This window comes from Salipiger sp. IMCC34102 (genome assembly GCF_004145405.1).
Taxonomy (GTDB): Bacteria; Pseudomonadota; Alphaproteobacteria; order Rhodobacterales; family Rhodobacteraceae; genus Loktanella.
The window spans coordinates 47,852-61,069 of the sequence record NZ_SELQ01000011.1 but is presented as its reverse complement, the minus strand read 5'-3'; the positions used below and the strand labels follow the sequence as shown (position 1 = coordinate 61,069).

Sequence of the window (13,218 nt, the reverse complement as noted above, 5' to 3'; positions counted from 1 at the left end):
TCAGACCGCCTGCCGCACGGGACGGTCGTCGCGCACGACGGGCGCGAAGGTGAAGAGCCCGAAAAGCCGCTTGGCGTCCGCCACGATACAGGCCGCGCGGGGGCTGTCGGCATCGATGTCGGAGAGCTTCGCGCAGACGGCGCGCCAACGCTCTACCGGGGCGGGGGTCGCGAAGTAACGCCCGGCTTTTCGCACCACGACGTCATCGGACTGCACCCAGGCGCGGCGCAGCACCTTGGAGCCCAGGCGCGACCCTTCCAGCATGTAATCCAGTGCAAGTGGATCGACCCGGCCGAGATCGACGGGAAGGCTCGCCACCGGGGGGGCCCCCAGCGTATGAAGATCGTCGTCGATGCGCGTGCAAATGTCATTTAACGTGTCCTGCATCGCGCTGCCGTGCGTGCAGGCCTGCACCATTGCCCCGAAACAGGCGCGATGCAGGCTCAGAAAGCGGATGAAGTCGGGGGCCACCGCCAGGTTGAGGGCGGACAGCGCAGCGTCCACGCGGTCATGCTCTGCCTGCGTGCGGGCCTTCAGATCATGACGAAAATCGGCGTTCATCTGGGCGGTCTTACCTTCCAAGTCACCCGGCGGTGAAACACTTTCTTGCATGATCTACGTAATTTCACAGGGGCGTCGCAATGCCCATAGGCAGGACCTCGCCTGATCCTAAAGTAGATTAGCGTTTCACAAGTCAGACATCGTCGACCGGTCTGGTCCGGTTGCAGGGCATCGCATCTTGATCCCCCGCGAGTATGGCTCGGAAATGGGCCCCCATTTCTTAAAGTTTTGAGGCCGCCGCCTTGCAACGTCGACCTTCACCCGCCCTTAGGGGCCACCGCGAGGCCACCGCAAGGTCCCGCCGGCATGTTGTTACGACGGAAAAGGGCGGCGCACCTGGCATGCGGCGCGCCGCCTGCGCGCTCACCAGTTGGTGACGAGTTCGATCAGCTTCTGGTGGTCCGCGTCGAACTTGCGGATACCTTCGGCCAATTTCTCGGTCGCCATCGGATCGGCGTTCATCTCCCAGCGGAAGGCGGCCTCGTCCATCGTACGACGCTCGGACCGTTCGGCCTTGGTGGGCGACAGCTTGCGTGGCAGGTCCGCCTGTTTCTTCGCCAGTTCGTCCAGCAGATCGGGAGAGATCGTGAGCCGGTCGCAGCCCGCCAGCGCCTCGATCTGGTGGATGTTGCGGAACGAGGCCCCCATGACCACCGTCTCGATCCCGTTGCACTTGTAGTAATCGTAGATCTTGCGGACCGATTTCACGCCCGGATCGTCGTCGGGCAGGTATCCCTTCACGCCGTCGCGCGCCTTGTACCAATCGGTGATGCGCCCCACGAAGGGCGAGATCAGGAAGGCGCCCGCCTCGGCGCAGGCGATGGCTTGGGCCATGGAGAAGAGCAGCGTCAGGTTGCAGTCGATGCCGTCCTTCTGAAGGATCTCGGCGGCGCGGATCCCTTCCCAGGTCGAGGCGAGCTTGATCAGGATGCGGTCCTTGTCGACGCTGCGCGCCTTGTAGTCGGCCACGATGGCGCGCGCGCGCTCGACGGAGGCATCGGTGTCGAAGGACAGCCGCGCGTCGACTTCCGTTGACACCCGCCCCGGCACCAGCTTCGTCAGTTCCGCGCCGACGGCGACGGTCAGCGTGGCGGTGATCTCCTCGGGCGACAGGTCCGCCGCGCGGCCTTTCTTGATCTCGGCGTCGATCATGTCCTTGGACGCCTCGTCAGAGGCGGCCTTGAGCACGAGGGAGGGGTTGGTCGTGCAATCCACGGGCTCCAGCCGCTTGACGGCGGCCACCTCTCCGGTGTCGGCGACCACGGTGGTCATCTCTCGCAGTTGGTCGAGTTCACTGGTCATGGGGCGGTCCTTTCGATCGCAGGGCGTTTTGCCTTATGTAGGGGTCCAGGCGGCAATGGGAAACCGCTTACGGTCCCCTGATGGAGTGTGAAGAGGTCTATTTCTCGGCCCGTGCGCCGCGTGGTCGTCCTGCAAAAGGGGCGTGCGGGTGCGCCCGGTTCGAGCATTGCGCCGCGAAGCCCGCGCTTGCATTGCCTCGCCCTTGCCGTAACGTGATCCCGACACAGCTTCGGACCCCGATCATGCGCGAGCGGATCTACCTCAAAAGGGCCACGCGGACCGCGCGCACCGATGCGCCGGACATCGCCGCGACCGTGCAGGAGATCCTGGCCACCATCGAGAGGGAGGGCGAGGACGCCGCCTTGCGATACGCCGCGCAGTTCGATGGCTACGACGGCCCCCTAATCCTTGCCTCGGCCGATATCGCGGCGGCCAGCGCGCAGGTCCCCGCGCGCCTGCGAGAGGATATCGCCTTCGCCCAGGACAACGTCGCCCGCGTGGCGCAGACCCAGCGCGACACGCTGAAGGATGCGCGCATCGACGTGCAGCCCGGCCTGACCGTGGGGCAAAGGATCATCCCCGTCGACGCCGCGGGGGCCTACGTGCCCGGCGGCCGCTACGCCCATGTCGCCAGCGCCATCATGACCGTGACGACGGCCAAGGTGGCGGGGTGCGGTCATGTCGTCGCCTGCTCTCCGCCGCGGCCGGGGATCGGGGTGAACCCCGCGATCGTTCATGCCGCAGACCTTGGCGGGGCCGACAGGATCCTCGCCATGGGAGGGGTGCAGGGGGTCGCGGCGATGGCCTTCGGGCTGTTCGACCTGCCGCCCGCGAAGATCCTCGTGGGCCCCGGCAACGCCTATGTCGCGGAAGCCAAGCGACAGCTTTTCGGAAGGGTGGGGATCGACATGGTCGCGGGCCCGACCGACAGCCTCGTGCTGGCGGACGCGACCGCCGACCCGCGGCTCATCGCCATCGACCTCGTAAGCCAGGCCGAGCACGGGGCGAATTCCCCCGTCTGGCTGGTCACCGACGACGAAGCCCTGGCCTATGCCGTCATCGCCCAGGTGCCCGCGCTGATCGACGATCTGCCGGAACCCAATCGCAGCGCCGCCGCGGGCGCCTGGCGCGACTACGCCGAGGTCGTCCTCTGCGCCGACCGGGAGGGCATGGTGGCCTGCTCGGAAAGCTACGCCCCGGAACATCTGACCGTCATGGCGGCGGACCTGGACTGGTGGCTCGACCGACTGCACAGCTACGGCTCTCTCTTTCTGGGCGAGGAGGTCACCGTGGCCTACGGCGACAAGGCGACGGGAACGAACCACGTGCTGCCGACCTCTGCCGCGGCGAGTTACACGGGCGGCCTCTCGGTCCACAAGTTCTTGCGCATCGTCACCTGGCAGCGCGCCACACCGCAGGGGGCTCGCCGGGTGGCGGAGGCGACGGCCCGCATCTCCCGCCTCGAAGGAATGGAAGGCCACGCCCGTGCCGCCGACGCACGACTGGCCCGTTACTTCCCGGGCGAGACCTTCGATCTGACCGCCGACAACCGAGAGGCCCACCCATGAGCATCGACGCCCGGATCGTGGACGATCTGATCGCCAACGACATCTCCTTCGTGACCACCGTCCCGTGCAAGCAACTGGCCGGCGTCATCGCCGAGATCGATACCCGCGACGCGATCCGACACGTTCCCTGCACCAAGGAAGACGAGGGCATGGGGCTTTGTGCGGGTGCCTTTATGGGCGGCAAGCGGCCCGCGATCATCATGCAGAACACCGCGCTGGGCGTGACGGTGAACACGCTTGCCACGCTGATCCAGTATTACCGCCTGCCGTTGCCGATGCTGATTTCCTACCGCGGAGAGCTGCGCGAGCCGGTCGCTTGCCAGGTGGAGATGGCGGTCCATACCAAGGCGATCCTGTCGCAGATGAACATCCCGACCTACCATTTCCACCGTCAGTCGGACGCCGATGAGCTGGACCCGATCCTGAAATACACCTTCATGTGCAACAAGCCTGTCGCGATCCTGACCGACGCGACCTTCTGGGGAGGCTATGGCGACCAATGATCCGTTCCGAGATTCTGCGTGACATGGCACCCGTCCTGAAAGACCGCCTGGTGGTCTGCAACATTGGCATCCCCAGCCAGGAACTGCACGCCATCCAGGACGAGCCGTCGAACTTTTACATGCTGGGGACCATGGGGCTTGCCTCCTCGATTGGGCTGGGCCTCGCCGTGGCGCAGAAGAAACCGGTGATCGTGATCGACGGCGACGGGTCGGTGCTGACGAACCTCGGCACGCTCGCGACGATCGGCAATACCCATGCGCCGAACTTCATCCTTCTGATCATCGACAACGGCTCCTACGGATCTACCGGCGATCAGCCGACCTACGCGGGCCAGCGCACCTCGCTCGCCGAGGTGGCACGCGCCTGCGGAACCGAGCGGGTCGTCGAATGCCGCGGCGAAGACGCGGGCCAGGCGCTCCAGCGCGCGCTGGAGGCGGGCGAGAAGACGGTGATCGTCGTGAAATGCGACAGCGGCAACGCGAAGATGCCCGTCATCACGATGGACCCCGTCACGATCCGCGACCGCTTCATGGGGGCGGTTCAGGCCGAGTGAGCCCTATGCGCCCGGTTTCGCCGTCCTGGATCGGTGAGTGCTGGATGACCTCTCGGTCGGGAGGGATCGAACCGTCGGCGCGTGCCGAGGGTGCGGGAGCCTCCGGCGGGAGTTTATCTGGCCAGATGAAGGGGGGCGACGCGTAATCGACCATCGGTTGCGCAGATGGATGACCTTGGCGGCCGCGCGGCCGGAAGGCGGGGGCGAGCAATCCGATCGCCGGCGGAACGCGGCTAGATCAGGCCCCGAAGGTAGGCCCCGTATTCGGTCTTGGCATAGCGGTCCGCAAGCGTGAGCAGGGCGGCCTGATCGATCCAGCCGCTCTGGTAGGCGATCTCCTCGGGGCAGCCGGTCTGCATGCCTTGCCGCGATTGCAGGGTGCGCACGAAGTTGCCCGCCTCCAGCAGGGAGGCATGGGTGCCGGTGTCGAGCCAGGCGTAGCCTCTACCCATGCGCTCGACATTGAGGGTACCGTCGGCGAGGTAGGTCTCCAGCAGGGCCGTGATCTCGAGCTCGCCGCGCGCCGAGGGGGTGATCCCGCGTGCGCGGTTCGGCGCGCTGCCGTCCAGGAAGTAGAGACCCGTCACGGCGTAGTTCGACGGCGGCTGCGCGGGTTTTTCCACGATCTGCGTTACGGCGCCGTCGGTATCCATGCCGACGACGCCGTAGCGCTCGGGGTCGGAGACGCGGTAGCCGAAGACCGTGCCGCCGCTGCCCTGATCGGCGCTTGCCAGCAGTTCCGGCAGGCCGTGCCCGAAGAAGATGTTGTCGCCCAGGACCATCGCGCTGGGGGCGCCGTCGAGAAAATCCTCGGCGATCAGGTAGGCCTGCGCCAGGCCGTCGGGGCTGGGCTGGACCAGCCATTCGATCGCAAGCCCCCATTGCGACCCATCGCCCATGAGGTTGCGGAACTGTGCCTGATCCTCCGGCGTGGTGATGATCCCGATCTCTCGGATGCCGGCCAGCATGAGCACCGACAGCGGGTAGTAGATCATCGGCTTGTCGTAGATCGGCATCAGTTGCTTCGACAGGCCTTGCGTGATCGGCCAGAGGCGGCTGCCGGTTCCGCCGGCGAGGATGAGGCCCTTGCGCTGGGTCATACGATCTCTCCGATGATGTCCTTGAGGGCTAGGCGCCAGTCCGGGCGGGCGATGCCGTAGGTCTCCCTCAGCGAGGTGCAATCGAGTGCAGAGTTCGCGGGACGCCGTGCGGGGGTCGGATAGTCGGCGGTCGTGATATCGGTAACGGTGACGTCGGCTCCGGCCTCTTCGAAGATCGCGCGGGCGAAGTCGGCCCAGCTGACGTCCGGGGCCCCGCTGAAATGATAAAGCCCGCCCGGCGCGCCGGAGCGCAGTTGTTCGACCAGTTGCAGGCAGGCATCGGCGATGGCGGCGGCGGGGGTCGGTCCGCCGACCTGGTCGCCGACGACCGTAAGCGTGTCCCGGGTTTCCGACAGCCGCAGCATGGTGGTGACGAAGTTCTTGCCCCGCCCGTCGAAGACCCAGGCGGTGCGCAGGACGACGGCTTTCGCATCGCCGTCCATCACGGCGCGTTCGCCCGCAAGCTTCGTGCGACCGTAGGCCGATAGCGGACCGGTGGGGGCGTCGGGCGCCCAGGCGGCGCCCGGGCTGCCGTCGAAGACGTAATCGGTCGAGAGATGGACGAAGGGCAGGTTCGCCTGTGCGCAGGCGCGGGCCATGGCGCCGGGGGCCTCCGCGTTGATGACATGCGCCTCGGCCTCGTGGTCTTCGGCGGCATCGACGCCCGTCCAGGCGGCGGCGTTGATCACGGCCTGCGCATCCGTGGCCGCGATGGCCGCGGCACAGGCCTGCGGATCGCTCAGGTCGGCGGCCTCGCGGTTCAGGGCCTCTATCGTGCAGCCGTGCCCGGGGGCCGCGTCGATCAGCGCGCGGGCGACCTGACCGGTGCGGCCGAAGACGAGGACCTTCATGGGGTCACCCTATCATTGCCCAACCGTTCACCCACGCCGGCGCGGGATTGCAGCGGGCGCCACCAGTCTTCGTTGGCGAGATACCAGTCGACCGTCCGCTCCAGTCCTTCGCGCAACTCCAGCGAGGGCCGCCAGCCCAGCTTTTCGCGGATGCGGCTGGGGTCGATGGCGTAGCGCTGGTCATGGCCGGGGCGGTCGGTGACATGGGTGATCAGATCGGCGTGCGGCGCGCCGCCGGGGCGGCGGGCATCGAGGATCTCGCAAAGCGTCCGCACGAGGTCGATGTTGCGCGCCTCGTTCTCGCCGCCGATGGCGTAGGTGTCGCCCGGGGCGGCTTCGGTCAGGACCTTCAGAAGCGCCGTCGCGTGGTCCTCGACGTAGAGCCAGTCGCGCACGTTCTCTCCCTTGCCGTAGATCGGCAGCGGCTTGCCCGCCAGCGCGTTCAGGATCGTCACGGGGATCAGCTTTTCGGGGAACTGCCGCGGTCCGTAATTGTTCGAGCAGTTCGTCAGCAGGATCGGCAGGCCGTAGGTTTCCCCCCAGGCGCGAACGAGGTGGTCGGAGCCCGCCTTGCTTGCAGAGTATGGCGAGCGGGGATCGTAGCGGGTGTCCTCGTCGAACAGGCCGGTCTCGCCCAGTGACCCGAAGACCTCGTCGGTAGAGACGTGGTGAAAGCGGAACGCCGCGGGCTTGCCGTGGCGCACCCAATGGGCGCGGGAGGCTTCCAGCAAGTGGAAGGTGCCCAGCACGTTGGTTTCCACGAAGGCCGCGGGGCCGTCGATGGAACGATCGACATGACTTTCCGCGGCGAGGTGCATCACCGCGTCGGGCGCGTGTTCTGTGAAAATCCGGTCGAGTGCTTCGCGGTCGCGGATGTCGGCGTGCTCGAAAGCGTAGGCGTCGTGATCTTCGACCGCCGCCAGTGACGCCTTCGCCGCGGCGTAGGTCAGGCTGTCGAGGTTCACGACCTCGTGGCCATCTTCGAGCGCCTGTAGGACGACCGCGGAGCCGATGAAACCGGTACCCCCGGTGACGAGGATCTTCATGGGCGGGCCTCGTAGGTGAAGGGCGTGTCGAGGTCGGCGAAGGACGGGGCCTTCGCATCCTTGTCGGACAGAACCGCGTCGCGGGCGGCGATACCCCAGTCGATGCCGAGGTCGGAATCGTCGAAGCGCACCGCCCCTTCGCAGTCGGGCGCATAGACGTCGGAGCATTTGTAGGCCACGACGCAATCGGGCACCCGCGTGACGAACCCGTGCAGGAAGCCCGCGGGCACCAGCAATTGCGCCCGGTTCTCGGCCGACAGCGTGGCCCCGGTCCACTGGCCATAGGTCGGAGAGCCGCGGCGGATGTCGACGGCCACGTCGAAGATCTCTCCCGCCAGAACGCGGACCAGCTTGGCCTGGGCGTGCGGCGGGGACTGGAAGTGCAATCCGCGGACGGTGCCTGCCTCGGCGCTGTGGGATTGGTTGTCCTGAACGAAGCGCGTGTCGATCCCCAGGGCTGCGAGGGTCGCGGCGTTGTAGCTTTCGAAGAAGCTGCCGCGGTTGTCGCCGAAGACGCGCGGGGTCAGGACAACGACAGAGTCGAGATCCGTGGGGGAGAGGTCCATGCTATGTTTCTCCGTCTCCGGTTTGGGCGTGAATGATGGGTAGGCCGGATTTGCCGCGAAATCGAGGCGGAAATCCGGTTATTCCGCGCGGCTTGCATCACCACGCCTGTGCCTGATCCTTGTCGAGCCGTTTGCGGATCCCCTGGGCGACGCTGGGCCATTGCGCCTTTGCCAGGTGACGGGCAAGGCCTTCGGCCAGGCGCGGGTGGTCGCGCGCGATCACGTGGTCGGCCAATCCGTTGAGATACCAGGGCAGGTTGCGCCGCGCGCGGTAGAGTTCGTAGTAGCGCTCCGCCGTCAGCGTTCCGGCGATGGCCTCCAGGGTGATGTCCTTTAGAACCTCGGCCCGGCGCAGGAAAAGCGCGGACTTGTGGCTGGCGTACCAGGACTTCAAATGTAGGATGTTGTCGCCCTGGTAGAATTCCGCGTGTCTGCGATCGGGTTCGAAGTAGGGATCGTAGATCAGGTAGACGGCCCGGGCCTTGCGGCAGTGATCGGGGGCAAAAGCGTAGCGGCCCGACCAGTCCTGCTTGCGGCCGGAGCCGAAGCGCTCCTCCCAGGGGACCCGGCGGGTGTCGAGCGTCGCCTGCGGGGAATAGGCCAGCACCGTACAGCCGGGGGCGAGGTCGGCGAAGGCGGTCGCGGCATAGGCCCCCATCGAGGTGCCGGTCATGACGACGGTCTCGAACCGGTCGAAAAGCCCGCGCTTGCTTTCCATGAAGTCGAACAAGGCTTCGTCGCGGTACCAGTTCCGGTCGAAGGCCATGACGCCCATATGCGAATAGGCCTGCTTGGCGTAGAACGGATAGCCCCAGGTTTCGCGGGCGAGCGACGGGTCGCGGGTGGTGGAGAGGTTGTCGAAGGAGACGATCAGCGTGTCGCGGCTGCGCAAGGTGAATTGCGCGGCGAATTTTTCCTCCGAGGCATACCAGCCGCGGCGGAACTCGGTCCGGCGCAGATCGGCAAGCCAGGCGGGGGCAAGCTCGGTCCGGTCGACGGTGATTTGGCCCTCGGCGGGCGGCGTGGGCGCAGTGGGCGACGCGGTCCCGGTCTGCGTGTCCGCGTCCGCCTGCTGGGTCTTCATCACTTCTTGCGCCGTGGCCGCGTCCATGACCTGCGCGATGGGACCTTGCCCGCCGGGCGTGGCGGCGGGAAGCACATCGCGCAGCAGCCGCCGTGTCAGGGTCACGCTGTCGTCGTGCGCCTCGGCCACGCCCGGCAGGTCGCGCAGGCGTGCGATCTCGGCCGCCAGCGCCTCGGCGTGGCGTTGGATCGTGGTGTCGCGCTGGTGGTTCAGGTTCAGCGCGAAGTAGTCCGACATTGTGTGGGGTATCGGATCGGGCCCAAGGGCCGGGCCGTGCAGGTTGTGCAGCGCGAAGATCGCGCCCGATCGGATCGGGTAATGGTTCACCTGCGCCAGCGCGTAGCCAGCTTGCGCCGCGGGAAGTTTCCAGCCGCCGTCCAGCAGCGTGCCGGAGACCGACCGGCCCGAGCCGTTGACCCAACGGGTGTTGCGCTCGGTGCGCGTGGCCACGGGGGTGGGGCGGTGCGGTCCGGTGCCGGTGGCGAACGTCGGCTTGAACAGGGTCTTGATGCCGAACTGACGATCGCTGACCGGCGCGGTAAGCGGGGCCGCCCAGGTCAGGCGATCGAGGATCGGCGCATCCTCGAAGTCGACCATGTCCGACTGGCCGAAAAGTCGCCAGCACAGGCTGATCGCGTCGGGCGACTTGGTGGCCTCGACGAGGTCGGCCAGGAGGCCGTCGCCTGCGTGGATGTTCACGAACTCGTCTACGTCGAGCGCCATCGCGTAGGTCGCGGACTGGACCTGCGGCATGCGCATCGCGCGTTCGTAGGCGCGGGCCCGCGGGCCGCCGCTGCCATCGTTCTGTTCAAGCTGGATCGCCCCGCCTTGCGACAGCGCACGCAGCAGGGCCTGGCTTCCATCGGCACTCTCGTCGGCGAAGACGATCAGGTCGGTGAAGCCGATGACGCGATGGTAGGCGATCCATTCCAGCAGGAACGGCCCCTCGTTGCGCGTGGCCGCGATCAAGGCGTAGCGGTCGGTCACGGTCACCTCCTGTGCATCGGTGATAGGTTTCCCCTATCCCCCGTGCAAGATTGCTTTGTGAAGAGGCCAAGGCTATTGCAAGGCATCGGCCCGTCGCGGTCCCACCCCTGCAGGAGGCATCATGCCGTCACAACCGGTCCTCGGCCCGTCGATCGCGGAAGAAATCACGTACCTCGAGAATGCGATGGTCGTCCCGCCGCCGAAGGGTGACCAGAACCGGTCGGTGCAGAAATCCGGCGTGCTGACCGCCGACGGCGCTTTCGAGGAACGCTCGATCACCTGGCGCAACACCACGCAGGTCAACACCGAGCCGCCGATGCCGGAAGACGCAGACATCCAGTCGCTGCCCGGCACCTGGATGTTCGCGGGGCCGCTCTTCGGGCATTTCGGGCATTTCCTGGTAGAATCCATCGCCCGGCTCTGGGCGGTCGAGACGCTGAAGGGCAAGATCGACGGCATCGTCTTCGTGCCGAAGTTCCAGAACCGGCCGCAGCACACCCTGTCGGTGTTCCAGCCGATGCTGGAAGGCCTAGGCGTCGATGTGAAGATCCTGAACCTCGAGGATCCCACGCGGGTGGAGAAGCTCTACGTGCCCCAGCAGGGCTTCGGCATGTTCCAGATGATCGAAGGCGCGCCGGAGTTCCGCGACTTCATCAACAAGCACGCAGGCCATGGCGTGGAGCCGGACGGGCCCGAGAAGATCTACATCTCGCGCTCGGCCCTGCCGCCCGCGCGCGGCAGCCTTCTGGGCGAGGCACGCCTGGAAGCCCTGCTGGAGGCCGAAGGCTACACGATCTACCACCCCCAGAAGGACAGCTTCGAGAAACAGATGGCGACCTACAAGGCCGCCCGCTACGTGATCTCGGTCGATGGCTCGCCCTTGCACATGACGGCGCTGGTCGGCAACCAGCAGCAGAAGATCGCCTGCATCGCGCGCCGCAAGGGCGACCTGGACGAGATCTTCGCGCGCCAGTTCAAGGCTTTCAAGAACGTCGAGGTGACCACGGTCAGCGCACTGGTTCAGGACTGGATCCCCGAAACCGACAACCGCCCCAGCCGCGTGAGCTTCGGCGAGGTCGACTTCGGCGTGCTCTACGATCGGCTAAAGGCCGGCGGGTTCATCTCGGGCGAGGAGCGCTGGGCACCTTTCGACGACGACAGCCGCAAGGGCCTTCTGGAAGACCTGGCCACCAGCCAGAAGGTGGGCTTCAAACCGTTCCGCAAGAGCTGACGCGGGGCGGCGTTCCAGATCCTTGGGGGGTCGAGGCGCCACGCCCCTCGACCCCGGTCTTCGCCCTGCGCATCAGGTTCGCACGCCTTCGAGGATCGTCTCGTCGAACTCCGTCCCACCGTGCAGGACGCTGATGTCGCCGGTGGCCTCCAGCACGACCGCGTGCACTTCGTCGAGGCGCAGCGCGTTCGCCTCGCGCAGCTTTGCAATCAGATCCCCCCGCGAGATCTGGCCCTTCGTCATGTTGTCCTTCAGGAACCTGCCGTCGCGCATCAGCAGAAGGGGATCGTTCCCGATCACGTCCCTGACGGTCCGGCTTGCGGTACGGATACGGGCGAGCACGCCCTGGACGAGGAAGAAGGCCACGAGAACGCCGACGTTGGTCCAGAAGTCCCGCGGCGTGGCGGCGATCACGGTGCTGGCCAGCACCGATCCGACGGCGACGGTGATCGCGAAGTCGAAACCCGACATCTTGGAGAAGCTGCGCAACCCGTTGAGCCGGGTCAGCGCGACGACGGTTGCCACGGCGACTATGGCACGCAGCAGGATGTAGATGATTTCCATGAGGGTCCTTTCAGGTTGGCGGACGGTGAGCCGTGCCGCGTGCGGGGCCGATCCGGACTCCGGCGGATGGTTTACCCGTCAAGGCAGTTCGAGCGCCAATGCCGTGCCTTCGCCACCGCCGATGCAGATCGCGGCGACGCCACGCCGCGCGCCGCGCGCGCGCATCGCCCCGAGCAGCGTCACCACGATCCGCGCACCGGATGCACCGATGGGATGCCCCAGGGCGCAGGCGCCGCCGTGGACGTTCACGCGGTCGTGCGGAATGCCGCGTTCCTTCATCGCGGCCATGGGAACGACGGCGAAGGCCTCGTTGATCTCGAAGAGGTCGACGTCCTCGTAGCTCCAGCCGATGCGCTTGAACAGGCGGTCCATCGCGTGGATCGGTGCGGTGGTGAACCAGCCGGGCGCCGCGGCGAAGGCGGCATGCCCGACGATCCGGGCCAGCAAAGCGTGGTCCTTCGCGATCTCTGCCCCGCCCAGCACCAAGGCCGCCGCGCCGTCGTTGATCGACGAGGCGGAGGCCGCGGTGATTGTGCCGTCCTTGGCGAAGGCCGCGCGCAGGCCAGGGATCTTGGCGGGATCGATGCGGCGGGGACCTTCGTCTCTGTCGATCACCGTCTCTCCCTTGCGGCCGGTCACGGTGACAGGGGCGATCTCCCATCCGAAATCGGCGGAGCGGGCGCGTTCGACGCTGGCGATTGCGAAGTCGTCCTGCGCCGCGCGGGTGAAATCGTAATGCGCGGCACAATCCTCGCCGAAGGTGCCCATGGCCCGGCGGGTGCCGTCGGGGGCGATATCGTAGGCATCCTCCAACCCGTCGAGCATCATGTGATCCATCGTCTGACCGTGGCCGATCCGGTAGCCGCCGCGCGCCTTGGGCAAGAGGTAGGGGGCGTTGGACATGCTCTCCATCCCACCGGCCACGACGACAGAGGCATGGCCAAGTGCTATCGCATCGCAGCCGAACATCGCGGCACGCATGCCCGACCCGCAAACCTTCGAGACGGTCGTGCAGGGCGTCCGCTGCGGCAGGCCCGCATGGATCGCCGCCTGGCGGGCGGGGGCCTGCCCCAGTCCCGCGGGAAGCACGTTGCCCATGAAGACCTCGTCCACCGCATCGGGCGCCACTCCGGCCCGGTCGACGGCGGCCGCGATCGCCGTCGCACCCAGTCGCGGGGCGGGGATGGAGGAGAGCTCCCCCATGAAGGCGCCCATGGGGGTGCGGGCGGCGCCCAGGATGTAGATGTCCGGCATGGTGTCCTCCTCAAGTCCTCCGTCGCAAAGGCAGGTTCGGACGGTTG

At 66.9% G+C, this 13,218-nt stretch carries 13 protein-coding genes; 4 read left to right on the top strand and 9 right to left on the bottom strand.

Going from position 1 to position 13,218, the window contains the following annotated elements:
* Entirely contained in the window at window positions 1-561 is a 561-nt protein-coding gene (locus tag EU805_RS16140; protein WP_129765018.1) for a biliverdin-producing heme oxygenase, read from the bottom strand.
* Between the two features lie 363 nt (window positions 562-924).
* Window positions 925-1,863, bottom strand: a complete 939-nt coding sequence (gene tal, locus EU805_RS16135) for a transaldolase (protein WP_129765017.1) — start codon at window positions 1,861-1,863, stop codon at window positions 925-927.
* Window positions 1,864-2,105: 242 nt separating this feature from the next.
* On the opposite strand from tal, the gene hisD reads away from it, so the two are divergent.
* From hisD to comE, 3 genes are read left to right on the top strand one after another with little or no spacing between them, the layout of a single operon-like run.
* Complete coding sequence (hisD, locus tag EU805_RS16130; protein WP_129765016.1) at window positions 2,106-3,431, top strand: histidinol dehydrogenase; 1,326 nt, start codon at window positions 2,106-2,108, stop codon at window positions 3,429-3,431.
* Window positions 3,428-3,934, top strand: a complete 507-nt coding sequence (gene comD / locus EU805_RS16125; RefSeq protein ID WP_129765015.1) for a sulfopyruvate decarboxylase subunit alpha — start codon at window positions 3,428-3,430, stop codon at window positions 3,932-3,934. The genes hisD and comD overlap by 4 nt, the downstream gene beginning before the upstream one ends.
* Window positions 3,931-4,488 (top strand): sulfopyruvate decarboxylase subunit beta, encoded by a 558-nt coding sequence (gene comE / locus EU805_RS16120; protein ID WP_129765014.1) that lies wholly within the window; start codon window positions 3,931-3,933, stop codon window positions 4,486-4,488. The genes comD and comE overlap by 4 nt, the downstream gene beginning before the upstream one ends.
* 233 nt (window positions 4,489-4,721) lie before the next feature.
* Here the strand turns inward: comE and rfbA are convergent, their stop codons facing one another.
* From rfbA to EU805_RS16095, 5 genes are all read right to left on the bottom strand, one after another.
* Window positions 4,722-5,588 carry a glucose-1-phosphate thymidylyltransferase RfbA gene (gene rfbA / locus EU805_RS16115; protein ID WP_129765013.1) on the bottom strand — a complete coding sequence of 289 codons (867 nt, stop codon included), beginning with the start codon at window positions 5,586-5,588 and terminating at the stop codon, window positions 4,722-4,724.
* A complete protein-coding gene (gene rfbD / locus EU805_RS16110; RefSeq protein ID WP_129765012.1) occupies window positions 5,585-6,439 on the bottom strand; it encodes a dTDP-4-dehydrorhamnose reductase in 855 nt (284 codons plus the stop codon). Before rfbD ends, rfbA begins: the two co-directional genes overlap by 4 nt.
* On the bottom strand, window positions 6,436-7,485 hold the full coding sequence (gene rfbB / locus EU805_RS16105; RefSeq protein WP_129765011.1) for a dTDP-glucose 4,6-dehydratase: 1,050 nt from the start codon (window positions 7,483-7,485) through the stop codon (window positions 6,436-6,438). The genes rfbD and rfbB overlap by 4 nt, the downstream gene beginning before the upstream one ends.
* Window positions 7,482-8,051 (bottom strand): dTDP-4-dehydrorhamnose 3,5-epimerase, encoded by a 570-nt coding sequence (gene rfbC, locus EU805_RS16100; protein ID WP_129765010.1) that lies wholly within the window; start codon window positions 8,049-8,051, stop codon window positions 7,482-7,484. The genes rfbB and rfbC overlap by 4 nt, the downstream gene beginning before the upstream one ends.
* 97 nt (window positions 8,052-8,148) lie before the next feature.
* Complete coding sequence (locus tag EU805_RS16095; protein WP_129765009.1) at window positions 8,149-10,122, bottom strand: glycosyltransferase family 2 protein; 1,974 nt, start codon at window positions 10,120-10,122, stop codon at window positions 8,149-8,151.
* A gap of 121 nt (window positions 10,123-10,243) precedes the next feature.
* Between EU805_RS16095 and EU805_RS16090 the strand changes: the two genes are divergently transcribed.
* Window positions 10,244-11,353: a DUF563 domain-containing protein gene (locus EU805_RS16090; protein ID WP_129765008.1), complete on the top strand. Its 1,110-nt coding sequence runs from the start codon at window positions 10,244-10,246 to the stop codon at window positions 11,351-11,353.
* A 72-nt stretch (window positions 11,354-11,425) separates the two neighbouring features.
* Here EU805_RS16090 and EU805_RS16085 read toward each other — a convergent pair whose 3' ends face one another.
* Both EU805_RS16085 and EU805_RS16080 read right to left on the bottom strand, forming a co-directional pair.
* On the bottom strand, window positions 11,426-11,917 hold the full coding sequence (locus EU805_RS16085) for a DUF421 domain-containing protein (RefSeq protein WP_129765007.1): 492 nt from the start codon (window positions 11,915-11,917) through the stop codon (window positions 11,426-11,428).
* Between the two features lie 78 nt (window positions 11,918-11,995).
* Window positions 11,996-13,171 (bottom strand): acetyl-CoA C-acyltransferase, encoded by a 1,176-nt coding sequence (locus EU805_RS16080; RefSeq protein ID WP_129765006.1) that lies wholly within the window; start codon window positions 13,169-13,171, stop codon window positions 11,996-11,998.
* Window positions 13,172-13,218: the final 47 nt, after the last annotated feature.

Coding starts and splice junctions, on each gene's coding strand:
- EU805_RS16140 (WP_129765018.1), bottom strand. CDS start 561: ATGAACGCCGATTTTCGTCATGATCTGAAGGCCCGCACGCAGGCAGAG.
- tal (WP_129765017.1), bottom strand. CDS start 1,863: ATGACCAGTGAACTCGACCAACTGCGAGAGATGACCACCGTGGTCGCC.
- hisD (WP_129765016.1), top strand. CDS start 2,106: ATGCGCGAGCGGATCTACCTCAAAAGGGCCACGCGGACCGCGCGCACC.
- comD (WP_129765015.1), top strand. CDS start 3,428: ATGAGCATCGACGCCCGGATCGTGGACGATCTGATCGCCAACGACATC.
- comE (WP_129765014.1), top strand. CDS start 3,931: ATGATCCGTTCCGAGATTCTGCGTGACATGGCACCCGTCCTGAAAGAC.
- rfbA (WP_129765013.1), bottom strand. CDS start 5,588: ATGACCCAGCGCAAGGGCCTCATCCTCGCCGGCGGAACCGGCAGCCGC.
- rfbD (WP_129765012.1), bottom strand. CDS start 6,439: ATGAAGGTCCTCGTCTTCGGCCGCACCGGTCAGGTCGCCCGCGCGCTG.
- rfbB (WP_129765011.1), bottom strand. CDS start 7,485: ATGAAGATCCTCGTCACCGGGGGTACCGGTTTCATCGGCTCCGCGGTC.
- rfbC (WP_129765010.1), bottom strand. CDS start 8,051: ATGGACCTCTCCCCCACGGATCTCGACTCTGTCGTTGTCCTGACCCCG.
- EU805_RS16090 (WP_129765008.1), top strand. CDS start 10,244: ATGCCGTCACAACCGGTCCTCGGCCCGTCGATCGCGGAAGAAATCACG.
- EU805_RS16085 (WP_129765007.1), bottom strand. CDS start 11,917: ATGGAAATCATCTACATCCTGCTGCGTGCCATAGTCGCCGTGGCAACC.
- EU805_RS16080 (WP_129765006.1), bottom strand. CDS start 13,171: ATGCCGGACATCTACATCCTGGGCGCCGCCCGCACCCCCATGGGCGCC.